Source organism: Nostoc sp., from assembly GCF_036917095.1.
Lineage (GTDB): Bacteria > Cyanobacteriota > Cyanobacteriia > Cyanobacteriales > Nostocaceae > Nostoc.
Genome location: NZ_JBALFH010000031.1, coordinates 87,559 through 112,082, shown reverse-complemented (window position 1 = coordinate 112,082; position 24,524 = coordinate 87,559). Strand labels below are relative to the sequence as shown.

Genomic DNA, 24,524 nt, shown 5'->3' with positions numbered 1-24,524 from the left:
TTGCGATAAATTGGCAAATTTATATTCTTCTGACCTTTTTGAAATTTAAATCCGTTGTTAAACAATAGATGAATATGAAGAGAATTTCGCTCATACTTGGCATATTAGGTTTCGCTGTTGTTGGTTGCACAAATGGGACTCAAAATGGCAACACTGCTACTAATACTGGTACTAACACTGCTACCAACGCTAGTTTAGAGAGTCAGGTTCCAAATAGAAAATTGCAAACAATCGGCGTCGCCTTGGGTGACTTGGGTAACCCTTTCTATAATGCAGTGCAGAAGGGGGCTGAGACGGAAGCTAAGAAAATCGGGGGCAATATTAGAGTTAATGCGGTTTCCAGTGCCTTCGATCTGAACCAACAAACTAACCAAATCGAAAATTTCACGGCTGCGAATACTGACCTAATTATTCTCAGTGCTGTTGACAAAAAAGGAGTGAAACCAGTTATTGACCAAGCAAGGCTTGCAGGTAAGGTTGTGATTGCAGTAGATTCAGCCGTTGATGCAGATGTGGATGCGATGATTAGCTCCAACAATACCCAAGCTGGTGAGGTTGGTTGCCAATATATTGCCGATCGCCTCAAAGGTCAAGGTAATGTAGTCATCCTCAACGGAACTCCGATGGACTCAATAAATCAGCGAGTGAGTGGCTGCGAGAAGTCATTGTCCAAATATCCGAATATCAAACTCATCTCTAAAGACCAAAACGCCGAAGGGACTAGGGATGGAGGACTGAGAGTCATGAGCGATTTGCTCACCACTTTTCCCAAAATTGATGCCGTTTTTGCCACGAACGATCAAAGCGGTGTTGGTGCAGATTTAGCAGCTAGACAAGCAAGACGCAATGAATTTTTTATTGTTGGGGTTGACGGATCGCCAGATGCAACCAAAGCAATGGAAGACAAAGATGGTGTATTTGCTGCAACTGCTGCTCAAAACCCCGCAGGGATGGCTCAAAAAGCGGTTCAGGTTGGAAATGATATCATTCAGGGCAAAAAACCTGAGTCATCTGAGATTCTGATTCCAGTCAAGTTGGTTACTAGAGAGAACCTTAGCAGCTACAAAGGCTGGTAACTCAGAAAAATTACATAAACTTTAGGAAATAGATAAATATGAAAAAGATTGCGATCGCTTCTAGTGTTACGCTTCGCGTAATCGCAGCTAGCATACTAGGTATCATCAGTGGCAGTCTGGTTGGCTGTACAAATGGTTCCCCCGATGCCAACACTGCTACTAACACTGATACAAAACCTGCTACCAATACTAGTGCAGAGACTAAAACTGCCGCTGGGAATGGAAACTTACGATCGGTTGCTTTCACCGTTGGCGATCTAAGTAACCCCTTCTTCGTTCTGATGGGGCAAGCAACTGAGGCAGAAGCAAAGAAAATAGGCGGTAAGGATGTCAATGTTACCGTAGTTTCCAGTGCCTATGACCTCAACCAACAATCCAATCAAATTGAAAATTTCACAGCTTCTAATACTGACATTATTATCGTAAATGCTGCTGATAAAAGTGGCATTAAACCAGCAATTGAAAAAGCGAAACAAGCAGGTAGAATTGTCATTGCCGTAGATACAGGCGCTGAAGGAGGGGTGGACGCTACCATTACTACTAATAATGTCCAAGCTGGAGAAGTTGGTTGCAAATATATTGCTGACCGCCTCAAAGGTAAAGGTAATGTTGTAATAGTTAATGGCCCGCCGGTGGACTCAGTAATTCAGCGAGTTAGTGGCTGCGAAAATGTATTGTCTAAATATCCTGATATCAAAGTCCTCTCCAAAAACCAGAATGCAGAAGGTAGCCGGGATGGAGGACTCAGAGTTATGACTGATTTGCTCACAACCTTTCCAAAGATTGATGCTGTTTTTGCCATCAACGATCCGAGTGGAGTTGGCGCAGAACTAGCAGCTAACCAAGCACAACGTAAAGAATTCTTTATTGTTGGGGTTGATGGTGCGCCAGAAGCGATCGCAGCAATCAAAGCAAAAGATAGTTTATATGCTGCAACTGCTACTCAAAACCCACGAGGAATGGCCGAAAAAGCAGTTCAAGTTGGCAACGACATCTTAAAAGGAAAAAAACCAAGTAATCCCACCATTTTGATTCCAGTTAAGTTGATTACAAAAGATAATGTCAGCACAGAAAAAGGCTGGTAAATAATAAAAATTGTGAATTTGCAATTACAAATTATGTCTAATCGGAGTTGAGCCTTCCGATGCATTGACAGAGTTTTTGCACATACCCATGATGTATATATATGCATCCGCGGAAAGTTCTAAATGTCGGAAAAGGACGTTCGGAACTTTCCAAGATAATGGTAGGTTTTGAAAACATGATTTTGTGATGATTTTAATTTCACATCAGATGTGAGTTTATTGATTTCTAACTCACAAATGCGATTTTTAAATTCTTTTTCCAGGAGATGTTCATGACAACAAGTATTGAAACCTCATTTCCTGATGCACCGACCACCACCCCTGTATTAGAAATGCAAGGGATTACGAAACGATTTCATGGTGTATCTGCGCTTCAAAATGTCAATCTCACGATTTATCCAGGAGAAGTTCACGCTCTCATGGGTGAAAACGGAGCAGGTAAAAGCACATTGATGAAAATCCTGGCAGGGGCTTATATTGCCGATGAAGGAGAAATTCGGATCAATGGTCAACCCTTAAAAATTACCGATCCGGCGACAGCACGTAAGGCAGGTATTAATCTCATTTATCAAGAACTGAATGTTGCACCTAATTTAACCGTTACCGAAAATATGTTTATGGGTAGCGAGTTGCGGCGAGGTCAGTTTTTAGACCGCAAAGGTATGCAACTGGAAGCAGAGCAAGTGTTGCAAAGCCTTGGAGCCAATTTTACAGCGCAGACTGTGGTTGGTACCTTGTCGATCGCAGAGCAGCAGCAAGTAGAAATTGCGCGGGCGCTGAAGGACAAAAGCCGCGTTTTGGTAATGGATGAGCCAACAGCAGCCCTGTCTGACCGCGAGACTCAGCATTTATTTGAGGTAATTCGCAGACTACGAGACGACGGCATTGCTATTATCTACATCAGCCACCGCATGGAAGAAATATATGCCCTAGCTGACCGGATTAGCGTGCTGCGGGATGGTCAATATATTGGCAGTCTCACGCGGAATGAAATTTCTGCACAGCGATTGGTGCAGATGATGGTTGGTCGTTCCATGCAAGACTTTTACGAACATCAACGGCAGACCAATCATGGCCCGGTAGTGCTGGAAGTCAAAAATATCAGTGACGGACGCAAAATTACCCCAGCTAGTTTTCAAATTCGCGCTGGAGAGATTCTTGGTCTAGCGGGGTTGGTTGGTGCAGGACGCACAGAGGTATCCCGGCTGATTTTTGGTGCTGACCGCAAGGCAAGTGGTGAAGTATTCCTGAATGGGATGAAACTTAATATTAATTCGCCCAGCGATGCTATTGCTGCCGGCATTGGCTACGTTCCAGAAGACCGCAAAGACCAAGGTCTATTTCTGGAAATGAGTTCCCGCAAGAATATTGCCATCAACACACTCAAGCAGGAAGCCAAAGCTGGAATTGTTAACTGGAGTTCAGTTAATCGGCTATCAACAGACGCGGTGGAAAACTTTAATATCCGCCTAGCTAATTTGGAAATCAGAGCGCTGGATCTTTCTGGTGGTAATCAGCAAAAGCTACTGCTAGCGCGTTGGTTAGCCATTAAGCCGAGAATCCTGATGCTAGATGAGCCAACGCGTGGCGTAGATATCGGTGCTAAAAGCGAAATTTACCGAATTATCAGCGAGTTAGCAGCACAAGGTGTTGCTATTTTGATGGTTTCCAGCGAACTACCGGAAATTGTCGGCATGAGCGATCGCGTCTTAGTGATGCGAGAAGGTCAGTTGGTAGGCGAACTGGATGGCAGTCTTGGTAAAGAAATCACCCAAGAAAAGATTATGCACTATGCAACTGGAGCATCGGAGGTATCAGCATCATGAGTCAAACAGTCAGACCGCCTGCCAAGAAATTAGGCAACAATCCCGTATCCCGCAACCAGAAATCAATTAGCACTCTACTGGAAGTTGCGGGTATTCTGCCAATCCTAGTAATTATCTGCATCTTATTTGCATTCCTTTCTCCCAACTTCCTCACCGGCGGTAACATCGTTAATATCTTGCGTCAGGCATCAATCAATATTGTGCTGGCGACAGGAATGACCTTTGTGATTCTCACCGGAGGTATTGACCTTTCAGTTGGGTCAATATTGGCTGTTTCTGCCGTAGTTGCGCTGCTGGTATCGCTACTGCCGGCTTTAAGTTGGGCGGCTGTGCCTGCTGCCTTGCTGGCAGGATTGTTTTTGGGCTTACTCAACGGCGCTCTCATCACCTTTTTGGATGTGCCACCTTTTATTGTCACGCTGGGTTCGCTGACTGCCTTGCGGGGTGTGGCTTATTTAATTGCCAAGGGGACAACGCTGATTAACCGAGATATCAATTTTGCTTGGGTGGGTAATAGTTATGTCGGCCCCCTTCCTTGGCTAGTGATCATTGCGTTACTGACTGTAATCGCTAGCTGGTTTGTGCTGCGGCAAACTGTTTTAGGAGTGCAGATATATGCCGTAGGTGGTAACGAGCGGGCTGCCCGATTAACTGGGATTAAAGTTAATCGGGTGTTGCTATTCGTCTATGGTATTAGTGGATTACTGGCAGGTTTAGCAGCAATCATGAGTGCTAGCCGTCTTTATAGTGCTAGTGGCTTATTAGGTCAAGGTTACGAACTAGATGCGATCGCTGCTGTTATTCTTGGTGGAACCAGCTTTACAGGCGGTATTGGTACCATTGGCGGCACTCTTCTAGGTGCATTAATCATTGCTATTCTCAACAATGGTTTAACTCTGTTGAACCTATCTTACTTCTGGCAACTAGTCGTCAAAGGACTAGTAATTATTTTGGCAGTAATGATTGACCGACTCCGCAGACGTTCTAGACGGTAAAGAAGCAGGGGAGCAGGGGGCAGGGAGCAGGGGGAAATAACTAATTCCCAATTCCCAATTCCCAATTCCCCATTCCCAATTCCCAATATATAAACTATGACCTCCACTACAACTCGTCGTAAAGCCAACACGTTTTATGTAATTTTGATTGCTGGTGCTGCTGCCCTCGGCGGTTTTCTGTTCGGTTTTGACACCGCTGTGATTAACGGCGCGGTTTTATCTCTAGCAAAAGCTTTTAACACCAGTAGTTGGGTGACTGGGCTAGCGGTGTCCCTAGCCTTACTAGGATCTGCGATAGGAGCCTTCTTTGCCGGACAGATTGCAGACCGTTATGGTCGAGTCAACGCAATGGTGGTTGCTTCGGCGTTGTTTACTATCAGTGCTATTGGCTCTGGGTTTGCCTTCACAATCTGGGATTTTATCTTTTGGCGAGTATTGGGTGGGATTGGCATCGGCGTTGCTAGCGTCATCGCCCCAGCTTACATTGCCGAATGTTCTCCCACCCATTTGCGAGGAAGGTTAGGATCTCTGCAACAATTAGCGATCGTAGTGGGAATTTTCGTCGCCTTATTGAGCGACTACTTTATCGCTACGTCAGCAGGTTCAGCAGACTCGCCGTTTTTGTTTGGGGTTGCAGCTTGGCGCTGGATGTTTTGGACAGCAGTCCCGCCAGCTGTATTCTATGGGATGGTGGCTTTAACAATTCCTGAATCCCCCCGTTACTTAGTTGCCAAAGGACGAGAATCAGAAGCTGCTAACGTTCTGACCAAGATTTTGGGGGGTGACGTACTGCCAAAAATTGAAGAAATTCGGCAGACAGTGCTTCGCGAACGCCAACCCAGATTTTCTGACCTCTTAAGCAGAAGTGGCGGACTCCTCCCCATTGTTTGGATAGGAATTGGCTTATCTGTATTACAGCAATTTGTTGGGATTAATGTAATCTTCTACTACAGCAGTGTTTTGTGGCGGGCAGTCGGGTTTTCCGAAAAAGATTCCCTATCAATCACGGTGATTACAGGAGCCGTCAACATTATTACAACACTGATTGCGATCGCCTTCGTGGATAAATTTGGTCGCAAGCCGTTGCTCATACTAGGGTCAATCGGCATGACCTTGACTTTGGGGACAATGGCTTATCTTTTTGGCAATGCTCCCCTCGATGCTGCTGGGAACCCCAATCTCACCGGAAGCGCTGGTACTGTAGCTCTCATCGCAGCCAACCTCTATGTATTTTGCTTCGGTTTCTCCTGGGGGCCAGTCGTTTGGGTGCTGTTAGGAGAAATGTTTAATAACAAAATTCGAGCCGCTGCACTTTCAGTTGCTGCTGCCATGCAATGGGTTGCGAATTTCGTCATTTCCACAACATTTCCTCCCATCCTGCAATATTTCGGTCTAGGTTCTGCCTACGGACTCTATACAATTGCGGCGGCTACCTCATTATTTTTCATTCTCTTTTTTATTAAGGAAACCAAAGGAATTGAGTTAGAAGATATGTAATTTGTAGTCTCATCAAGTCGGGAGCATCCCAATTTGGACAAAAGACACAGGACTGGTACAGAAACTCTCTATAAACCTCTTTCCTTTGCGTCCTTTGCGTCCTACCCTGCGGGAAGCCGCTTTGCGTCTATGCGGTTCGTTATTTCATTCTCTGCCTAAGTCAAAATACCCTATAAAGATAAACTTGCACATTTGGGATGCTCCCCATGAAATCTGATTTTGCCACAAGTATTATGACAGGTTAAGAAAGTTTCAGGACTTACGCAAAATAATGGAAAAACGAACCGCGAAGGCGCAAAGGACACGTTCGCCCTTGGCGTTCCCGAAGGGTAGGAATGAGAGTTTCAGAGAGTTATTGCGTAAGTCCTAAGTTTGTAGTAAGCACTTTAGTGCTTAGATGAGAGTTAGAGCCACTCACTACGAACTTATCAAAATTAATTTGGTGAACTAAATACAAACTTTCGCTTCAGTAAATCAGTAAAAAGATGGAAACTATCAATACGGCTCTTTGTTCTTATGGTTTGTCCGGTATGGTATTTCATGCGCCGTTTATTGATTTGCATCCCGGATTTAAATTAGCCGGCTCTTGGGAAAGAAGCAAAAAGCTGATACAGGAACATTATCCTGAAGTAAAAAGCTATCCTTCTTTGGAAGCATTGCTAGCAGACGATCGAGTAATATTGGTGGTAGTAAATACACCCACTTATACCCATTACGATTATACTAAACAGGCTTTGCTTGCAGATAAACATGTAGTGGTAGAAAAAGCATTTACCACAACGGTAGCAGAAGCCGAAAAACTGAAAGAATTGGCACAAAAACAGGGAAAAAAATTATCTGTATATCAAAATCGCAGATGGGATAGTGATTTTAAAACAGTTAAAAAAATTGTCCGGGAAGGCTTGCTAGGTGATATTGTTGAAGCAGAACTTCAATTTCAAAAATATAAACCAACCCTCAGCCATAAACAACATGTAGAAGTTCCAAGTCCGGGGGCAGGAACATTAAACAATTTAGGGCCGCACTTAATAGACCAGGCTTTGGATTTATTTGGAATGCCTGATGCTATTTTTGCAGACATCCGCATAACCAGGCAGCGATCGCAGGTAGATGATTATTTTGAATTGATACTATATTACGACAAGCTGCACGTAAAATTAAAAGCAAGCTTCCTCGTGCGTGAGCCTGCGCCTGCCTATATCATACATGGCACTAAAGGTTCTTTTCTTAAAAGCAGAGCCGATAAACAAGAAGAGTATTTAGTAGCAGGGATGAAACCTAACATCCTTGATTGGTATACAGAGCCGGAAAGTGAATATGGCTTGCTTCATACAGAAAAAGACACAAAAGTAATTCGCGAAAAAGTGAAAAGTTCGCAGGGCAGTTATTTAGGTTATTACGATGCAATGTACCAATCAATTGTTAATAATCAGCCAATTGCCGTTACTGCTGAAGATGGAATTAATGTAATGCGGATTATAGAAGCGGCTATTAAAAGCAGTAACGAGCAAAAAGTTATAAAGTTGCGTTGAGTGGTCTAAAACCTAAACTCAAAATATGTAACTTTAATGCTGATTAGCTTATAAGCTAAAAGCTTTAATTCGAGTGTCATCTCTTTAGTTACAAAGTCAGAATTCAACCATTTGCAAATAATAAATCAATGCTAAAAATTATTTTTCATAGCTTTTTTTTCTTATTTTTGGCAATTCCAGCAGTTTGGGCAGCACCTCCAGAAGATGATTCTAATGCAGCAGATACTAATATAAATTTGCAGGGACAAGTCACCTCAGTTTCCCAGTTTTCTGATGTACAACCAACCGATTGGGCTTTTGGTGCATTGCAATCGCTAGTCGAACGCTACGGCTGTATTGCAGGTTATCCCAATTCCACCTATCGCGGTAACCGTGCCTTAAGCCGTTATGAGTTTGCCGCAGGTTTAAATGCTTGTTTGGATCGGATTAATGAGTTGATTGCCACAGCTACTAGCGATTTAGTTAATAAGCAGGACTTGGCAGTGCTGCAAAAGTTGCAGTCAGACTTTGCAGCAGAACTGGCAACTCTGCGCGGGCGAGTGGATACCCTGGAGGCACGTACAGCAACACTGGAAGCGCAGCAGTTTTCCACTACTACTAAGCTGAATGCTCAAATTATTACCGCCATTAGTGATACCTTTGGTAATAGAGTGGGTAGCGATCGCGATGAATCCCGTCTCTACTTTGCAAACCGGGGTCGTCTCAACTTTGAGAGCAGTTTCACCGGGAAAGATTTGTTGCGAGTCCGGCTAGAATTTGGCAACTTTGCAAATTCTAATGGTACAAGCCAAATTGCCACAGCAACAGGCACAGGGATGACACGCCTGAACTTCGATTATGACAGCAACAATACACTTTTTGTTCCCCACATCCGTTACTACTTCCCAGTCAGTGATTCTCTTAACTTCGTTGTTGGGCCCACAGGCATTGGTTACACCGACATTTCAACCACCGTCACTCCCGCCACAATCGCTGACGACGGTAATGGGGTTCCCTCACTATTTGGCTCATACAGTCCCTTATTCCGGCGAGGTGGCGGCGGTGCAGCCGCTAACTGGAACATTAGCAAAGACTTGGTTCTCACCTTGGGCTATTTAGCAAGCAGTCCCAATGTCCCATCGACTAGCAACGGGTTATTTGATGGCGGCTACAACGCCTTGGCGCACTTAGCCTATTATGGTAACCAAGGAGCGATCGGTGTTGCCTACTCTCATGGCTATAGCCCTGCTGGAGTAGTCGATGTCGCCGCTGGGACGGGTAGCGCCCTGTCAAACGCTCCCTTTGGCAACAACATTGCGACTTCCAACGATATTGTCGGCGCACAGGGATTCTATCGCTTCTCCCCGAATTTCCAAATCCACGGTTGGGGTGGATATATTTGGGCAAATGCCAAGAACTCTGGTTTGAGCGATGTTTCCAATGGCAGAGGTGGAACAGATTCTCTATTAGTAAACAGTGGTGACAATGCCAATGTCTGGTTTGGGGCAATTGGTATGTCGTTTCCCGATGTGGGTGGTAAAGGCAACCTGCCGGGAATTCTCTTTGGTATACCGCCGCGTGTTTCTAACAGTGATGTCCGTCAAGACCGAGACAACGCTTACCATATCGAAGCATTTTATCGTTATCGACTAAATGACAATATCTCAGTTACTCCTGGTTTTTGGGTGATTCTCAACCCGGAAAACGACAGCAGAAATGATACGCAGTATGTGGGTGTGCTTCGCACAACCTTCGATTTTTAACCGAATGGTCATTGGTCATTAGTCATTGGTCATTGGTCATTAGTCATTAGTCATTAGTCATTGGTCATTAGTCATTAGTTAAGAGTTACAAGGGACAAATGATATCATGTCCGCTTGATTACTTATTAAACCCGAAGAACCCCACCCCGCCAAAGCTATGCTTTGTCTCCCCTCCCGAAGAGCGGGGAGGGGCTGGGGGTGGGGTGGAATGACTGTGGGAATCATAACTATTTATCCGGACATGATATGACTAACCCATTTGAAGCCCAATATCAAAGGTTGCTGCGTAGCCAAGGCTTGTTTTAGTTAGCTTGAGCAAAAAAAGGAGGATCTAAAGTTTTGGATACTTTCAGCTACAACTTTTCAAACATCCTCTTAGAGGATGTTTGAAAAGTCCTCTTCTCGGTAGCAAAACGTTATATATCCCTAAGTATCCCGATAAATTGGGTATTTTGATTATTGACATGATTCATGCAATGTGTTAATAATTATAGTTTGTGGAAACTTTACTTCTTAATATAAGCTCTTGGCTAACGTCATTGTCATAGGTGCCCAATGGGGCGATGAAGGAAAAGGTAAAATAACTGACTTACTCAGCCGTTCCGCAGATGTTGTGGTGCGTTATCAAGGGGGTGTCAATGCTGGACACACAATTGTAGTCAAAGGTCAGACCTTTAAGCTGCACTTGATTCCCTCTGGTATTTTGTATCCAAACACCGATTGCATTATCGGTTGTGGAACAGTAATCGATCCACAGATTTTGATCGCAGAACTCGACCAATTAAAAGAATTAAATATTTCCACTGACCACCTGCTGATATCTGAAACAGCCCACGTAACAATGCCTTATCATCGGTTGATTGACCAGGCATCAGAAGAACGTCGGGGAAGCTATAAGATCGGCACAACAGGTCGGGGCATTGGGCCGACTTATGCTGATAAATCTGAACGTACAGGCATTCGGGTTTTAGACTTGATGAACCCGGATGGGTTACGCGAGCAGTTGGAGTGGACGATTAATTATAAAAACGTCATTTTAGAAAAGCTTTACAACTTGCCGCCTCTAGATGCACAAGAGGTAATTGAAGAGTATTTGGGATACGCAGAACGGTTGCGCCCTTACGTTGTTGATACATCGTTGAAAATATCTGATGCGATTCAGCGACGGCGGAATATTTTGTTTGAAGGCGCACAAGGTACGCTCCTAGACTTAGATCACGGAACTTATCCCTATGTCACCTCCTCTAACCCTGTGGCAGGGGGCGCTTGCGTTGGTACGGGGGTAGGGCCGACAATGATTGACCGGGTAATTGGGGTGTCGAAAGCCTATACAACCCGTGTGGGAGAGGGGCCATTTCCCACCGAATTGGATGGAGAGTTGGGAGAATTGTTGTGCGATCGCGGTGCTGAATTTGGCACAACTACCGGACGCAAACGGCGTTGCGGCTGGTTTGATGCCGTCATCGGTCGTTATGCTGTGCGGATTAACGGCATGGATTGCATGGCGCTCACCAAACTGGATGTCCTCGATGAATTAGAGGAAATCCAAGTTTGTGTCGCCTATGACATAGATGGCGATCGCACCCAACACTTCCCCACCAGTTCCCGTAAATTTGCCAGATGTCGCCCCATCTACAAAACCTTACCAGGATGGAAAGTGTCAACAACCCACTGCCGCACCCTGGAAGACTTGCCACAGCAAGCACTGGACTATCTAAAATTCCTCGCTGAATTGATGGAAGTCCCGATCGCGATCGTCTCACTCGGAGCAAGCCGCGATCAAACCATAATCGTAGAAGACCCCATCCACGGGCCCAAACGTGCTTTATTGCAAGCTGACGGTACACCTGCTACCTTGCTCAGTGCGTAAATTGGTCATTAGTCATTAGCAAAGGACAAATGACTAATGACTAATGACTAATGACAAATGACTAATGACAAAGGACAACTTTTATGGCTATTACAGTCGAATCTCAAAAACGTCCAGAAGGCAGCAAGCCAAGAGCTTTGCGCCGTGCTGGACTGATCCCTGCCAATTTGTATGGTCATAAGGGTACAGAATCCATTTCTTTGACCATTGAGGCCAAAACTGTTGAGCGTTTGCTCAAAAGAGCTTCCGTCAACAACACCTTGATTGAGTTGAATATTGCTGATGCACCTTGGCGTGGCAAAACCTTGCTGCGGGAACTTCAGATCCATCCAGCCAAAGGTACGCCTTATCACCTCAGCTTTTTCGCGGTTGCTGGCCACGGCGACACTACTGTAGAAGTACGTTTACGTTTTGTGGGAACTGCCGTTGGTGTTAAACAAGAAGGTGGTGTATTAGACACCGTAGTCACTGAATTGCAAGTGACTTGTGCGCCAGAAAACATCCCAGATGTAATTGAAATCGATGTCTCTAACCTGCAAATCGGAGACAGCTTGAGTATTAGTGATATACCCTTTCCTGAAGGTGTAACACCTCTAGCTGAATCGGAGCGACTTGTTGTGAGCGTTTTGCCACCACAAATTAGCGCTGAAGATGCTGGGATAGAAACTGAAACTGAAGCAGCTTCTTAAGCTAGGTAAACTGTGTAATAATTTTTGATGACACCAGGGGGAAACTCCTGGTTTTTTTTGTATTTGAACCGCAGAGGCGCAGAGAGCGCAGAGAACAGAGATGACAGAGGCGACTCTTCCAGTCTTAATTCAGCAAATGTTGCAGCCGGGATTTTATCCCCATCCAGTAACAGAACCTATTCAACTAATTCAAACCCACATTTCTTATGTGCTGCTGACTGGGGATTACGCCTATAAGCTGAAAAAACCGATGAATTTTGGTTTTTTGGACTTTTCTACCTTAGAGAAGCGGCAGCATTTTTGTCAGGAAGAGTTACGGTTAAATCAACGCGGAGCAGGCGAACTGTATTTAGAAGTTTTGCCCATAACTTTGGTAGGAGAGCAATACCAGTTAGGGGGAACGGTTGAAGCTGTAGAATACGTGCTGAAGATGCGCCAGTTTCCTCAAGAGTTGCTATTAAGTACCCTTTTTGAAGAAGGTAAGTTAGATGAGACCCGCCTGGATGAGTTGGGACGGGTAGTGGCTCAATACCATGCCCAAGCACAGACGAATGATTACATTCGCAGTTTTGGTGAAGTGCCAAATGTCCGGGCTGCATTTGACGAAAATTTTCAGCAAAGTGAGAATTATATTGGTGGCCCCCAGACTCAGGCACAATTTACAGAAACAAAGCAATATACAGATAACTTTTTTGCCGAACGTCCAGAATTATTTGCCAGCAGAATTCACAACAACTATATTCGTGAATGTCACGGGGATTTACACCTGAGAAATATTGCGCTGTGGCACGATAAAATTTTGCTGTTCGATTGCATTGAGTTTAATGAGCCGTTTCGCTTTGTCGATGTCATGTACGATGTGGCGTTCACGGTGATGGATTTGGAAGCGCGGCAGCGCAAAGACTTAGGTAATGCGTTTTTGAATGCCTACATAGAGCAAACTGGAGACTGGGAAGGCTTACAGGTGTTGCCCTTGTATCTAAGTCGTCAGGCTTATGTCCGGGCAAAGGTGACATCATTTTTGCTAGGCGATCCAAGCGTACCCGCGACGGTGAAAGAAGAAGCGACAAAAACTGCCGCTGACTATTACAAACAGGCTTGGGAATACACTAAACCAAAGCTGGGAGAACTAATTTTGATGTCGGGGTTGTCGGGTTCTGGTAAAAGTACCACAGCAAGGCATTTAGCCCGTCAACAAGGAGCGATTCACCTGCGTTCTGATGCGGTGCGGAAGCATTTAGGGGGAATTCCTTTGTGGGAAAAGGGTGGCGCTGATTTGTATACACCGGAGATGACCGAGAAAACTTATACACGGCTGTTGGAATTGGGGATTATACTGGCTAAACAAGGTTTTTCGGTGATTTTGGATGCCAAGTATGATAAACAACAGTTACGGCAAGAAGCGATCGCTCAAGCTACAAAGCATCAACTTCCCCTTCAGATTATCCAATGCACAGCACCGCTTGAAGTTCTCAAAGAGCGTTTGAATAACCGCACTGGTGATATTGCTGATGCCACTGCCGATTTATTAGCCTCACAAATCAAACAAGCTGAACCTTTCACTGAAGAAGAACAATCTTACGTAAAGATTTTCGATACAACTCAACCACAACAGGCACAATTAAAATAATTCGTAAGTAATTAGTTAATAACTTTCTTATTTTATGGCAGACAAAAAGAACGACTTTTTCAGTATTTCTCCCAGCTTCTTTTCTCAACTGTTATTTGGGGCATTTTTAACATTTATATTAATAATGACCGGCTCCGCACCACCTTTGAGCATCTTCTTAGGTCTCATGGGAGGTTTTATCTTAAGCTGGATTACAAATGTAACTGATAATAGCGCCCAAGCTCCAACTGTAGCCTCCTCTGATGGCGTCGATACAGGACTGAAATACTGGTTATTTTTTATGCTTGGTTTTGTATATTTGGGGTATCCAGCACCCATGAGTATCTTACTAGGTGGAATAGGCGCTTTAGCTGGAGGCTGGATTACTGCTTGGTGGGGAAGTAAGGAAGAAACTAGAACTCAATTGCAAGTTCAAGAGTTAGAAGAGGGTGAAGTTGAACCAACAAACGAGAGGATCAACAAACGGCAAATAAGAAAAGCCGGTCGCCGTTACCGTCGCCCTCCTGGAAGTAGTTTCAATTTCCGGTTTTGGGAAAAGTAGTAATTTGGGAATTGGGAATTCGGCATTGGTCAATAATCAATAGTTCTTCTCCTATTCCCCATTATGTTTTTATATCTATCCAAATTACTGCCACTATTTTTTTATCCACTAGGATTAGCTTGCGTGAGCTTGGTCGTAGCATTAGTCACGTTGGGGAAACGACCGCGCACTGCGGCGATCGCAATTGCTTTTGCTTTGACTTTATTGCTATTTTGTAGTAATGCTTGGATCGCTAAATCATTAGTGCGATCGCTAGAATGGCAAAATCTTCCACCCGCCCAAATACCAGTTGCAGAAGCAATTGTGGTTTTGGGTGGCGCAACTAAATCAGCTTTTTTCCCAAGACCTACCGTCGATTTGAGTGAAGCAGGCGATCGCGTAATTTATGCCGCACAACTGTATCGCCAGAAAAAAGCACCTATAATCATTCTGAGCGGGGGACGCATTGATTGGCGTGGAAGTGGTTCGCCAGAGTCGGCAGATATGGCAACAATACTTACATCTCTTGGTATTCCATCAGAGGCGATTGTTCAAGAACCTGACTCTCTGAATACTTATCAAAATGCTGTAAATGTCCAAAAGATTTTGTCATCTCGTGGCATTCGTCAGGTATTATTAGTAACTTCTGCCATGCACATGCCGCGATCGCTTCAGATTTTCCAGCGTCAAGGAATCAATGTTATTCCTGCACCGACTGACTTTCTAGTTAGTGAGGGTGAACTGCAAGAACTCGGCAGCACTCCCAAAGCCGCTATACTGAATTTATTACCTGATACCGACAACTTGCACCAATTTACCACAGCTTTAAAAGAGTACATTGGTTCTTTAGTTTATCGCTTACGCGGTTGGCTCTAATTGTAAATGACTAATAATTAATGACTAATAGCTAACTCGATTAATTTTATGTCTAAAAATTTACCTTATATTATGCCATCCCCTCAACCCCAAGTTGAGGAAGCTTTTGCCGCTTACCAAACAACCCACCAGTTCTACCACGAAGTTCGGTCGCGGTCAGAGTTTCAGCATTATTGTGATTGGTATTATACAACAGCAGAACAAAACCGCCAAGAGCTTAAAAAAATGCGCGGCGAACTGAATATTTTTCAGTGGTTTCGCCGCCGATAAGCGATTTAGATGACTTCTAACTCATTTTCACGTAAGTGGGCTTTAAACTTTTTACTAAACTGAACTACAATCGGCAGATTAGCGCTTACTGGTCTGTCTCGCCATTGGGTGGCAATACCTACTACATCGCCTTCTGTGCCTTTGATGTCAAAAGGCTGATTTCGATGTTCGGGATGATGATAGACTACTACCGAATCTTTAACGCGGACGCGATCGCCAACTTTCATAACAACATTTACACCTAGCATTTGCTTTTCCACAAGTATCTGCTACAAAATATATGATTAAATCGCTTTAAATTTGATTTAATCAGCTATTTCTTGACGCTTCGTCGGGATGCAACGGCGCATTTAACCCTCTGCGTCCAGGCACGTCTTAGCAATCCGTGCGTACTTTTTTAAGTATTTTTGCCGCGTTAATACCTATCGCCCTTACCCTCTGTGTTTACCCCAAAAGCAGGGAAACGAAAGGAAACCAGGCGATATCAGATGTGCTTAGTACTTTGACAAGATATCTAACCCTTTTATCTTGACTCTAGGATGTTCCCCAGGTCAACTCTCTTACGAATTTTCGTGCATAGTCAACTTAGAGCCAGAGCTACTAGAAGGCTCAATCAACAAAGTTTTGGCTTTTTTCGAGAATGATATCATGTCCGCATAATTAGTTGTGATTCCCACAGTCATTGCACCCCACACCCTTATGGGGGAAACCCCCAGACGCTCGATAACTCGCTCTAAGCGAAGCCATGCCGAAGGCTTTACGCTGCGCTATCGCCCTTGGCGTCTCCCCTTGGGAGAAGACCGCGCTGGCTCGCCTTAATCCCCTCCCCGCAAGCCTACGGTGTACACACAAGTCGAGTTACCCCCCTTAATCCCCCCGATATATTGGGCTACCGTGTACACACAAGTCGTGAAATTCTACCTAACGCCTGGTTCCGTCGTTTAGCTCTAAGCTGTTGGAACGCTCCGTCAGCCTGTCATTGCGAACGTGAGTGCGTCTCGTAGAGAGGAGGAACGACGAACGCAAGTGCGTGTCGCAGACAAGCAATCGCTTTAACTACGGGATTATTGCGATTACTTCGCTTGGCTCGTAATGACAATTTTATTGAGACTAGAAACCTTGAAACCTTTGCAGATAGAACTTGTGTGTACACCGTAGCTTTTATAAGGGGAGGGTTAGGGTGGGGTAAAACCCCGGTTAATCAGCTAGCTATTTCAGACTTGTGTGTACACCGTAGCCCCGCAAGCGGGGAGACGCAAAGGGCGTTAGCGAGGTACGAGCATCTGGGGGTTTCCCCATGAGCGACTGGCGTGTGGGGTGCAATATCACCACTTCATTGGTCGTCACCCTGAATCTAGAAGCTGTTGTTACCAATATTGCGATATTCATCATCAACATTGCGATATTTCTCATCAACATCGCGATATTCATCATCAACATCGCGATATTCCTCATCAACATCGCGATATTCATCATCAACATCGCGATATTCATCATCAACATCGCGATATTCATCATCAACATCGCGATATTCATCATTAACATCGTAATATTCATCATCAACATTGCGATATTCATCATTAACATCGCAAGATTTCGGTATAAACTATTCTTCAGTCCCCAATGCCTATTTTCCAGGCGGACAAAGTTGCTGCACTTTTTGGGGAAATTGCCGACACATCTGCTGGAATGCTTGAGGATTAATTTGCCACCAAGCAAATAATCCCAGACTTGTACCCCCCACAAGCAACGCCAACACTCCCCCCAGCATTACCAAACGTTTACCCCGATTGGGTTTTGTAATTAAGGTTGGTGGAATTTCTGGGTTTAAAGGTGGTTCCTCTGAAAGATCCAAATCTAGATCCAAATCTAACAGCGATCGCGAACCTTCTGTGAAATCAGTTGGTTCTTGTAGTTCCTCTTGTTCTTGTAATTCTTCTTCTTGTAGTTCCTCTTGTTCTTGTAATTCTTCTTCTTGTATTTCCTCTTGTATTTCTGCTTTTATAATCTCTTCTGGCAACGCCGGAGTCACAGGTAGCAAGTATTCTGGGGAGACACGGTAATAAGTGAGAACAACCGAGGTATTATCACGCCCATTTTTTTCGTTTGCTAAGTTAATCCAGTTGCAAACAGCATCTTCAACTGTCAGTTCGCCTGCTAACACGGGTATTGCATAATCCTGCCAAGATTGTTCCACCCAGTTATTATCACTTAAACCGTCAGAACACAGTAGCAATATCCCATCTTCTTCTACAATAAATCGCTGAACCTTGAGACGCAAAGATTCTGAATTTCTTGTCCCCAATGCTTGAGTTAGAGCACTAGCATCCGATCTCACAAGTGCCTTTCGATACAAGCTTTTAGCAAAGCGTACTTCCCGCGTTGCCACATCATCATCTACTGTCAATAGCTGACAATAATTGTGAGTAATCCAATAGGCACGGCTATCGCCAACACTAATCAAGTAAAGTTCATGGCTATTATTTGATTGCCACCCGGTACTGGTCTGCACTCGTTGTGGAACTTGCACTGCCATTACAATAGTTGTAGCCATGCGTTCTCTGCCTTGGCGTTTTTGTTCGTTATTGCGGGCACAAATCACATTATTTACCACTCGCAAGCTTGCTTCTAGTTGTTCCTGCAACAACTCTGGTGGTACAAGTACAGTTTGTTCTGTTACCTCTGTTAGTAAGGCGCGAATTTGCAACTTTACAGACTGCACTGCTAACTGGCTAGCAACCTCGCCGCCTTCATGTCCGCCAATGCCATCGCAAACAATTGACAAGTGGCGTAACAAAGGTTCATCTAAATCACTCAAAGCATTGGGGTAGCAAGCGTCTTCATTTTGCGCCATAATTGGGCCAATATCTGTAGAACCTGCCACTTTCAAAACTAATGGCAATTCTGCCGCAGATGCTAGTAATAAATTATTGAGTTGAATATTAATAGCTTTTAACTCAACCTCAGTTTCACACATCTCCTGAGCTATATTTTGTAAGCCTTTAGCTACTGATAACTTTGCAGACGATACCCAAAACTGCCAACACTCGCCCAGATTTTGTAAACTCAGTTCCTCATCTGCTGGTGTTTGGTAGAGTTCCAACAGTCGCACACACCAACCCTGGACTCTCAAGTTATCTACTACTAGTAAACTGCGGCTAAATCCCAATTCTGATAAAGGTGTCCAAAGTTGGAGAATTTGCCACAGCCAATAAACTTGTCGTACCCCTGTCGCTTCCTCCCATGCCTCAACAATACTTGGATAGATATTTCCTGTCTCATCTATCGGCACATTTTCCAATAAGAGGATATCAGTTGTATCTCCCTCAAAATTACTAGCAAACCCATAAGGTTGGGGCAAATGTAACCGCTCTTGATATAACTTTAGGTAAGGAATTACTTCCTTTGGCAATTCTTCGGGTACATCTGGCGGCAGTCCCGGTTGAGTATCTAGCCAAATCTGGCGACTAATTACGTCATACCTATCAGCTACCTTTGTGCCTGGCGGGATTTGAGCAGACAATGAGCTAGTAGCCCAAAGATAGCGGTGAACTAAAGGAGTTTGACAACTGGCACAAACACTATCTCCCATAGGATTAATCGGGCTATTACAGCCTGGATTTATACAATAAATTATCCGTTGAGTAGAAATCATAAAAGTATAAATTTAAAAAATCAATTAACTCATGAACTTCGATTAACTTTAGCTGGCAATGACTTGAAGGCTAGAATAGACTGGATTTGTGTACCGCTAGCTACACCTTGTTACTGAAATTAATCCAAATTACTGGTAGAAATACCAAGTTTTGTTTTCTGTAAATAACTTACGTCTGGCTGTATCTAATCGTAGAAATGCATTTACGTCAATGTAGAGACTAGGATGGCGCTATGCCAAGTTTTACCTTAATCTGGCTTCTGGCAGGAGCAGTTCTGTGTCTGATGGAATTGTTCTTACCATCGTCGTTTGTTGCCTTCATGATGGGAATTAGCGCTTTTGTAGTAGCGCTGCTGTCTAGAGTGGGTTTGGGAAATGTATGGTTGCAAGTTCTACTTTGGCTATTAGTTTCCACATTACTAATCGTCCTTTCTCGTCGGTTTTTGCAACCACGACAACGCAAATCGAAAATTCAGGATGCAGTCATAGCTGAAACCTTAACAGAAATTCCGCCTGGTAAAACAGGGCGGGTGTTGTATGAGGGAAATTCTTGGCAAGCACGATGTGACGATGACAAATTTACCGTACCACCCCATCAAAAAGTTTATGTGGTTAGGAGAGAAGGTACTACTTTGATTGTGATACCAGACAATCTGTTGAATTCTTAGCCAAGAGGGCAGAAAGTAGGAAACAAGAGTTATAAAGACTTATCTCTCATTAAGACCGCAAGGGGGCAGGGGGCAGGGGGAGAAAGAAAGAGTTTTCATTTTGCACAGATGGAGGAATCATAACTAATCAGCCGGACATGATATTAGTAGTTCTTCTGCTCCCGACTCCCCTTTAGTTTTGAGTGACATTTAATACTTAAAAAATCAGGAGGTTCACAATGGAACAGTTCTTTTTACTAGTATTTTTAGCCCTTGGTGGTTCTGCGGTAGCAGGATCTGTGAAAGTCGTCAATCAGGGCAATCAAGCTTTGGTGGAAAGATTGGGTAGTTATAACAAAAAATTGGAACCAGGACTAAACTTTGTTATTCCTTTCCTAGATAAAATTGTTTACCGAGAAACTATCAAAGAAAAAGTCTTAGATATTCCTCCCCAACAGTGCATCACCCGTGACAACGTTGGCATTGAGGTAGATGCTGTGTTTTATTGGCGGATCGTGGATATGGAAAAAGCCTGGTACAAGGTAGAAAATCTCCAGTCGGCAATGGTAAATATGGTGCTGACTCAAATTCGTGCTGAAATGGGACAACTGGAGTTGGATCAAACCTTTACTGCTCGTTCCCACATCAGCGAACTTTTATTACAGGATTTGGATGTTGCTACCGATCCTTGGGGTGTGAAAGTGACACGAGTAGAACTGCGAGATATTATTCCGTCTCAAGCCGTGCGTGAATCGATGGAATTGCAAATGTCGGCAGAACGACGCAAACGGGCAGCAATTTTAACTTCTGAAGGCGAACGCGAATCTGCTGTTAATAGTGCTAGAGGTAAAGCGGAGGCGCAAATATTAGATGCGGAAGCTCGTCAAAAATCAACAATTTTGCAAGCGGAAGCTGAACAAAAGTCGATCGTTCTGAAAGCTCAAGCTGAACGTCAGCAACAGGTTTTGAAAGCGCAGGCGATCGCAGAGTCATCAGAAATTATTGCCCAAAAGCTCCACAATAACCCCAATGCCAATAAAGCAGTGGAAGTTTTGTTTGCCTTGGGTTATCTCGATATGGGCGCGACAATTGGTAAAAGCGATAGCAGCAAGGTGATTTTTATAGATCCGCGTTCCATTCCCGCCGCTTTAGAGGGCATACGTTCTGTCGTTTCAGATGGTCAGGGTAACTCTAACGAATTCTTTTCTAAACAAATATCAGGATTAGAAAATAACCGCGCTAGTTAGCAGTAGAGGTGGAGAGTAGGGACAAGGGAGGACAAGCTTCTTCCTTGTCTCTTTGTCTTTTTCCAATGACAAATGACAAATGACTAATGACTAATGACTAATGATAATTAACCCAGAACAGGTTATCAACGCTATTATTGCGATCGCTAATCCTTTAATTAAGGAAAAAATTCAGCGCAATGAGACTGTAATTAAATTACTTCAGCAGTTTAACCTTGACCCAGAGCATCCACCAGCAGATTTTAGTGGGGTTTATAGTTGTGGTTCCCGGTGCTAAAGTTGTTTTAACTTGTCGCACCGAACATTTTCCCGAAGCCAAGGAAGGACGCGCCCTACTCAATGCCGAGTTGCAAGCTTCTACCAAGCAACTGACGGGAGAAACACCGCAATTTGAAGTGCTGGAACTGGAGAAATTTAACGACGAGCAAATTCGACTGGTGTTGTCGCACCAAACAGAAGCTGCAACAGTTGAACAAGTAATGGGAAATCCACAATTATTGGATTTAGCCCGTCGTCCGGTGATGACTGAGTTAATTTTAGAAGCTTTGCCAGATATTGAGGCGGGTAAACCTGTAGATATGTCGCGGGTTTACTTGTATGCGGTGCGGCGGAAAATGGAACGGGATATTAAGAGCGATCGCACGTTTACTTCTTTAGCAGAAAAGTTATACTTTTTGTGCGAACTATCTTGGGAAATGCTGTCTACAGACCAAATGAGCCTCAATTATCGGCTTTTCCCTGACAGAATTCGGCGGTTATTTGGTTCGGTGGTGCAAGAAGAAAAAGATTTAGACCACTGGCATTACGACATGATGGGGCAAACAATGCTCATCCGCAATGCTGATGGTGATTATACTCCAGCGCACCGGTCTTTGTTAGAGTTTTTTGTAGCGTATAAATTTGCAGCAGAGTTAGGAGCGTTATCTAGCGATTTTACTGAGTTAGCGCGGGTGCGCTTCCAGATAAATCATGATGCTGCACCTGTTGATTATAGTTGGTCTTCTTATTTTATTCGTCAGGTAGATGCATCTGGGGAGATTTTGCAAGCTGCGGAATTGAACAGATTTATAAGTGAATCGTTGGAGAAATTGAGGGTGACTTTTGGTAAAGCACCTTTAACAAAAGCAGTGATGGATTTGCTGGTAGGGATGATTGATGTTGAGGCTAAGGAGTCAGTAATTAAGATTATTGAGGAGACGCGGGGGAAAAGTGAGGATGAGGTTGGTTATGTCGGGGGAAACGCAGCAACAGTTTTGGTAAAGATTGACAAGTTTGCTTTGGATGGAAGAGATTTAAGCCATGCTGTGCTTAAAGGTGCTGATTTTAGTGAGGCTAGCTTGCGTCATGTTAATTTTGCACAAGCAAATTTGGTTGACACTACTTTTACTAAAGTATTTGGTGCAATTTTCTCAGTTGCGTATAGTTTTGATAGTCAATTTGTAGTTACTGGTGATGGTGAAGGCATTGTTCGTATATGGAAAGTTACTACTGGCGAAGAAATTTTAACTTTTAATGGACATACTAACGCAATACTTTCAGTTGACTTTAGTCACGATACAGGCGTTACAGGTTTAAATGAATCTAAAAAAGCAACTCTCAAAGTCTTAGGTGCTATAGAAGATAAGGAATAAATTTTAGGCGATACTTGATGGTAAGCTAGCCCGTGGTAGACATGGCCTCATATTTAATTTGACCTATTTGATAAAATCACAATGTGTAGTGAAAAGAATGCGATATCTACGACGCTCTACGCCTACGCACTAATTGTTGCATTCTTCCAGCGATAAAATAATCAAGCTTTGATAAGTTTAAAATTATGACATTATCTATTCAGCCAACCACAGCACTAAATATAGAAGAGTTCTTACAACTACCAGAGACAAAACCAGCAAGCGAATATTTTAACGGACAAATCTACCAGAAACCTATGCCACAAGGAGAACACAGTACATTACAAAGCAGTTTAGTTACAGCTATTAATGAGATTGCTAAACCGCAAAAAATTGCTTATGCTTTTCCTGAATTACGCTGTACATTTGAAGGTCGTTCAATAGTACCGGATATTGCTGTGTTTGAATGGCAAAGAATTCCCCTTGCTGCTAAGGGTAGAATTGCGAATAAATTTGAAATTCCCCCAGATTGGATAATTGAAATTCTCTCACCAGAACAATCGCCCAACCGAGTTATCCGCAAAATTACATTTTCTATTCAAAATGGAGCAAAGCTAGGCTGGTTGCTCGATTCGGCTGATGAGTCAATCATGATTTTTGAACCCAATAAATTACCAGAATTAAAAGAAAAACAAGATATTTTGCCCGTTCTAAGTGTTTTGGAGAATTGGCAATTAACAGTTGCAGACGTATTTAGTTGGTTGAGCTTTGTTTGAATAAAGCATTTATTACAGCAGAATTCAGGAGTCGGAATTCAGAATGGGCTACGCTCCGCTCCGCTAACAGAAGTAAAACATGCTTTATTCCTTTGATAAAATCGGTATAACTATTGACTAATCCCAGTAGCTTGATTTACTTGGCATTCGCTGCACAACCCAAAAAACTCTAGGGTGTGGTAAAAAACTTTAAACTTATGGCTGGATTCTAACTGGTCTTCTAGGTCATGGACTGGGCATTGACTAATCGGAATTGAGACACCGCATTGCAAACAAGTAAGGTGGTGTTTGTCTTGTTGCGCTAGGCTGTAGAGGGCTTCACCGTTAGCCAAATTCCGCACTTGTACGATGCCTTCGAGTTTTAAGACATCTAGGGAGCGGTAAACTGTCGCTAAACCCATGCTCTGATTGGTATTACGTAGTTCTACGTAAATATCCTGGGCAGAAATGCCTTTTTTGATGTTTTTCAGTAGGTTCAAAATACGCTCTTGACTGCGGGTGCGTATGGCTCTCATAGACAATAATTTAAATATGCCACTTGTAGTTGAAGCTGTTAGATGGGTTAATCGATCGATTAACTTTAACGGCTTCGTAATCTTATTTTCACTCAGTTGGAACAGAAAGTTATAGTATAGCGATCGCAGCATTCAGCAAAAGCCCGTGCAAACCAAGTATCTAGCTAAAATTTTCGTGACACTTCGTCCTTCAGTCTTAGACCCTGCTGGTGTGGCTGTACAATCCGGTCTTCAGCAACTGGGATACGATAACGTTGACCAGGTGCGGATTGGCAAGTACATTGAACTCACCATCACCTCAACTGATGAGAAGAAAGCGCGTAAAGACCTTGATACCATTTGTGACCAAATGCTATCAAATCCCGTAATTGAAAACTACCGCTTTGATTTGATTGAGGTCGAAACCCAAACTGGGGTATTTTAGGTACTGGGGATTGGGGACTGGGGACTGAGGATTGAGCATTGC

General features: G+C 43.7%; 23 protein-coding genes and 1 pseudogene. 20 read left to right on the top strand and 4 right to left on the bottom strand.

Features of this window, described 5'->3' with window-relative positions:
- Positions 1-74: 74 nt before the first annotated feature.
- The 13 genes from V7L01_RS15235 to V7L01_RS15175 all read left to right on the top strand — a co-directional run bounded on the left by V7L01_RS15235 (position 75) and on the right by V7L01_RS15175 (position 15,608).
- Positions 75-1,076, top strand: coding sequence for an ABC transporter substrate-binding protein (locus tag V7L01_RS15235; protein WP_335036055.1), 1,002 nt, complete (start codon positions 75-77; stop codon positions 1,074-1,076).
- A 38-nt stretch (positions 1,077-1,114) separates the two neighbouring features.
- Complete coding sequence (locus V7L01_RS15230) at positions 1,115-2,161, top strand: ABC transporter substrate-binding protein (protein WP_335036053.1); 1,047 nt, start codon at positions 1,115-1,117, stop codon at positions 2,159-2,161.
- Positions 2,162-2,433: 272 nt separating this feature from the next.
- Entirely contained in the window at positions 2,434-3,987 is a 1,554-nt protein-coding gene (locus V7L01_RS15225) for a sugar ABC transporter ATP-binding protein (protein ID WP_335036051.1), read from the top strand.
- On the top strand, positions 3,984-4,982 hold the full coding sequence (locus tag V7L01_RS15220; RefSeq protein ID WP_335036049.1) for an ABC transporter permease subunit: 999 nt from the start codon (positions 3,984-3,986) through the stop codon (positions 4,980-4,982). Before V7L01_RS15225 ends, V7L01_RS15220 begins: the two co-directional genes overlap by 4 nt.
- Positions 4,983-5,078: 96 nt before the next feature.
- Positions 5,079-6,479 (top strand): sugar porter family MFS transporter, encoded by a 1,401-nt coding sequence (locus V7L01_RS15215; RefSeq protein ID WP_335036047.1) that lies wholly within the window; start codon positions 5,079-5,081, stop codon positions 6,477-6,479.
- 485 nt (positions 6,480-6,964) lie between these two features.
- Complete coding sequence (locus V7L01_RS15210; RefSeq protein ID WP_335036045.1) at positions 6,965-8,011, top strand: Gfo/Idh/MocA family oxidoreductase; 1,047 nt, start codon at positions 6,965-6,967, stop codon at positions 8,009-8,011.
- A 128-nt stretch (positions 8,012-8,139) separates the two neighbouring features.
- On the top strand, positions 8,140-9,753 hold the full coding sequence (locus V7L01_RS15205; RefSeq protein WP_335036043.1) for an iron uptake porin: 1,614 nt from the start codon (positions 8,140-8,142) through the stop codon (positions 9,751-9,753).
- A 526-nt stretch (positions 9,754-10,279) separates the two neighbouring features.
- Positions 10,280-11,623: an adenylosuccinate synthase gene (locus V7L01_RS15200; RefSeq protein WP_335036041.1), complete on the top strand. Its 1,344-nt coding sequence runs from the start codon at positions 10,280-10,282 to the stop codon at positions 11,621-11,623.
- Positions 11,624-11,706: 83 nt separating this feature from the next.
- The gene (locus tag V7L01_RS15195) at positions 11,707-12,312 is read left to right on the top strand and encodes a 50S ribosomal protein L25/general stress protein Ctc (protein ID WP_335036039.1); all 606 of its coding nucleotides are present in this window, start codon (positions 11,707-11,709) and stop codon (positions 12,310-12,312) included.
- Positions 12,313-12,412: 100 nt separating this feature from the next.
- On the top strand, positions 12,413-13,942 hold the full coding sequence (locus V7L01_RS15190; RefSeq protein WP_335036037.1) for a bifunctional aminoglycoside phosphotransferase/ATP-binding protein: 1,530 nt from the start codon (positions 12,413-12,415) through the stop codon (positions 13,940-13,942).
- Between the two features lie 34 nt (positions 13,943-13,976).
- On the top strand, positions 13,977-14,483 hold the full coding sequence (locus tag V7L01_RS15185) for a hypothetical protein (protein WP_335036035.1): 507 nt from the start codon (positions 13,977-13,979) through the stop codon (positions 14,481-14,483).
- 63 nt (positions 14,484-14,546) lie between these two features.
- On the top strand, positions 14,547-15,338 hold the full coding sequence (locus tag V7L01_RS15180) for a YdcF family protein (protein WP_335036033.1): 792 nt from the start codon (positions 14,547-14,549) through the stop codon (positions 15,336-15,338).
- 48 nt (positions 15,339-15,386) lie between these two features.
- On the top strand, positions 15,387-15,608 hold the full coding sequence (locus tag V7L01_RS15175) for a hypothetical protein (RefSeq protein ID WP_335036032.1): 222 nt from the start codon (positions 15,387-15,389) through the stop codon (positions 15,606-15,608).
- A 5-nt stretch (positions 15,609-15,613) separates the two neighbouring features.
- Here the strand turns inward: V7L01_RS15175 and V7L01_RS15170 are convergent, their stop codons facing one another.
- A complete protein-coding gene (locus V7L01_RS15170; protein ID WP_181985194.1) occupies positions 15,614-15,835 on the bottom strand; it encodes a ferredoxin-thioredoxin reductase variable chain in 222 nt (73 codons plus the stop codon).
- A gap of 439 nt (positions 15,836-16,274) precedes the next feature.
- On the opposite strand from V7L01_RS15170, the gene V7L01_RS15165 reads away from it, so the two are divergent.
- A complete protein-coding gene (locus V7L01_RS15165) occupies positions 16,275-16,427 on the top strand; it encodes a hypothetical protein (RefSeq protein WP_335036030.1) in 153 nt (50 codons plus the stop codon).
- A 390-nt stretch (positions 16,428-16,817) separates the two neighbouring features.
- Here V7L01_RS15165 and V7L01_RS15160 read toward each other — a convergent pair whose 3' ends face one another.
- Positions 16,818-17,189, bottom strand: a complete 372-nt coding sequence (locus tag V7L01_RS15160) for a hypothetical protein (RefSeq protein ID WP_335036028.1) — start codon at positions 17,187-17,189, stop codon at positions 16,818-16,820.
- A 46-nt stretch (positions 17,190-17,235) separates the two neighbouring features.
- Positions 17,236-19,263 (bottom strand): PP2C family protein-serine/threonine phosphatase, encoded by a 2,028-nt coding sequence (locus tag V7L01_RS15155; protein ID WP_335036026.1) that lies wholly within the window; start codon positions 19,261-19,263, stop codon positions 17,236-17,238.
- Between the two features lie 233 nt (positions 19,264-19,496).
- Here V7L01_RS15155 and V7L01_RS15150 point away from each other — a divergent pair, with 233 nt between their 5' ends.
- From V7L01_RS15150 to V7L01_RS15130, 5 genes and pseudogenes are all read left to right on the top strand, one after another.
- The gene (locus tag V7L01_RS15150; protein WP_335036024.1) at positions 19,497-19,931 is read left to right on the top strand and encodes an NfeD family protein; all 435 of its coding nucleotides are present in this window, start codon (positions 19,497-19,499) and stop codon (positions 19,929-19,931) included.
- Between the two features lie 218 nt (positions 19,932-20,149).
- Positions 20,150-21,157: an SPFH domain-containing protein gene (locus V7L01_RS15145; RefSeq protein ID WP_335036023.1), complete on the top strand. Its 1,008-nt coding sequence runs from the start codon at positions 20,150-20,152 to the stop codon at positions 21,155-21,157.
- A 100-nt stretch (positions 21,158-21,257) separates the two neighbouring features.
- Positions 21,258-21,434, top strand: a complete 177-nt coding sequence (locus V7L01_RS15140) for a hypothetical protein (RefSeq protein ID WP_335036022.1) — start codon at positions 21,258-21,260, stop codon at positions 21,432-21,434.
- A pseudogene (locus V7L01_RS15135) lies at positions 21,415-22,713 on the top strand (pentapeptide repeat-containing protein); the annotation flags it as partial. The gene V7L01_RS15140 and the pseudogene V7L01_RS15135, both read left to right, overlap by 20 nt.
- 260 nt (positions 22,714-22,973) lie before the next feature.
- Positions 22,974-23,543, top strand: a complete 570-nt coding sequence (locus V7L01_RS15130) for a Uma2 family endonuclease (RefSeq protein ID WP_335036021.1) — start codon at positions 22,974-22,976, stop codon at positions 23,541-23,543.
- 110 nt (positions 23,544-23,653) lie between these two features.
- Here the strand turns inward: V7L01_RS15130 and V7L01_RS15125 are convergent, their stop codons facing one another.
- Positions 23,654-24,058: a Fur family transcriptional regulator gene (locus V7L01_RS15125; protein ID WP_335036019.1), complete on the bottom strand. Its 405-nt coding sequence runs from the start codon at positions 24,056-24,058 to the stop codon at positions 23,654-23,656.
- A gap of 145 nt (positions 24,059-24,203) precedes the next feature.
- Between V7L01_RS15125 and purS the strand changes: the two genes are divergently transcribed.
- Positions 24,204-24,482, top strand: a complete 279-nt coding sequence (gene purS, locus V7L01_RS15120) for a phosphoribosylformylglycinamidine synthase subunit PurS (RefSeq protein WP_335036017.1) — start codon at positions 24,204-24,206, stop codon at positions 24,480-24,482.
- Positions 24,483-24,524: the final 42 nt, after the last annotated feature.

Bases quoted from the DNA above. Each gene is read 5' to 3' on its own strand.
- V7L01_RS15150 (WP_335036024.1), top strand. From the start codon at position 19,497: ATGCCAAGTTTTACCTTAATCTGGCTTCTGGCAGGAGCAGTTCTGTGT.
- V7L01_RS15190 (WP_335036037.1), top strand. From the start codon at position 12,413: ATGACAGAGGCGACTCTTCCAGTCTTAATTCAGCAAATGTTGCAGCCG.
- V7L01_RS15130 (WP_335036021.1), top strand. From the start codon at position 22,974: ATGACATTATCTATTCAGCCAACCACAGCACTAAATATAGAAGAGTTC.
- V7L01_RS15235 (WP_335036055.1), top strand. From the start codon at position 75: ATGAAGAGAATTTCGCTCATACTTGGCATATTAGGTTTCGCTGTTGTT.
- V7L01_RS15180 (WP_335036033.1), top strand. From the start codon at position 14,547: ATGTTTTTATATCTATCCAAATTACTGCCACTATTTTTTTATCCACTA.
- V7L01_RS15220 (WP_335036049.1), top strand. From the start codon at position 3,984: ATGAGTCAAACAGTCAGACCGCCTGCCAAGAAATTAGGCAACAATCCC.
- V7L01_RS15185 (WP_335036035.1), top strand. From the start codon at position 13,977: ATGGCAGACAAAAAGAACGACTTTTTCAGTATTTCTCCCAGCTTCTTT.
- V7L01_RS15175 (WP_335036032.1), top strand. From the start codon at position 15,387: ATGTCTAAAAATTTACCTTATATTATGCCATCCCCTCAACCCCAAGTT.
- V7L01_RS15210 (WP_335036045.1), top strand. From the start codon at position 6,965: ATGGAAACTATCAATACGGCTCTTTGTTCTTATGGTTTGTCCGGTATG.
- V7L01_RS15205 (WP_335036043.1), top strand. From the start codon at position 8,140: ATGCTAAAAATTATTTTTCATAGCTTTTTTTTCTTATTTTTGGCAATT.
- V7L01_RS15125 (WP_335036019.1), bottom strand. From the start codon at position 24,058: ATGAGAGCCATACGCACCCGCAGTCAAGAGCGTATTTTGAACCTACTG.
- V7L01_RS15140 (WP_335036022.1), top strand. From the start codon at position 21,258: ATGATAATTAACCCAGAACAGGTTATCAACGCTATTATTGCGATCGCT.
- V7L01_RS15225 (WP_335036051.1), top strand. From the start codon at position 2,434: ATGACAACAAGTATTGAAACCTCATTTCCTGATGCACCGACCACCACC.
- V7L01_RS15145 (WP_335036023.1), top strand. From the start codon at position 20,150: ATGGAACAGTTCTTTTTACTAGTATTTTTAGCCCTTGGTGGTTCTGCG.
- V7L01_RS15170 (WP_181985194.1), bottom strand. From the start codon at position 15,835: ATGAAAGTTGGCGATCGCGTCCGCGTTAAAGATTCGGTAGTAGTCTAT.
- V7L01_RS15230 (WP_335036053.1), top strand. From the start codon at position 1,115: ATGAAAAAGATTGCGATCGCTTCTAGTGTTACGCTTCGCGTAATCGCA.
- V7L01_RS15195 (WP_335036039.1), top strand. From the start codon at position 11,707: ATGGCTATTACAGTCGAATCTCAAAAACGTCCAGAAGGCAGCAAGCCA.
- V7L01_RS15160 (WP_335036028.1), bottom strand. From the start codon at position 17,189: ATGATGAATATCGCAATGTTGATGATGAATATTACGATGTTAATGATG.
- V7L01_RS15155 (WP_335036026.1), bottom strand. From the start codon at position 19,263: ATGATTTCTACTCAACGGATAATTTATTGTATAAATCCAGGCTGTAAT.
- V7L01_RS15215 (WP_335036047.1), top strand. From the start codon at position 5,079: ATGACCTCCACTACAACTCGTCGTAAAGCCAACACGTTTTATGTAATT.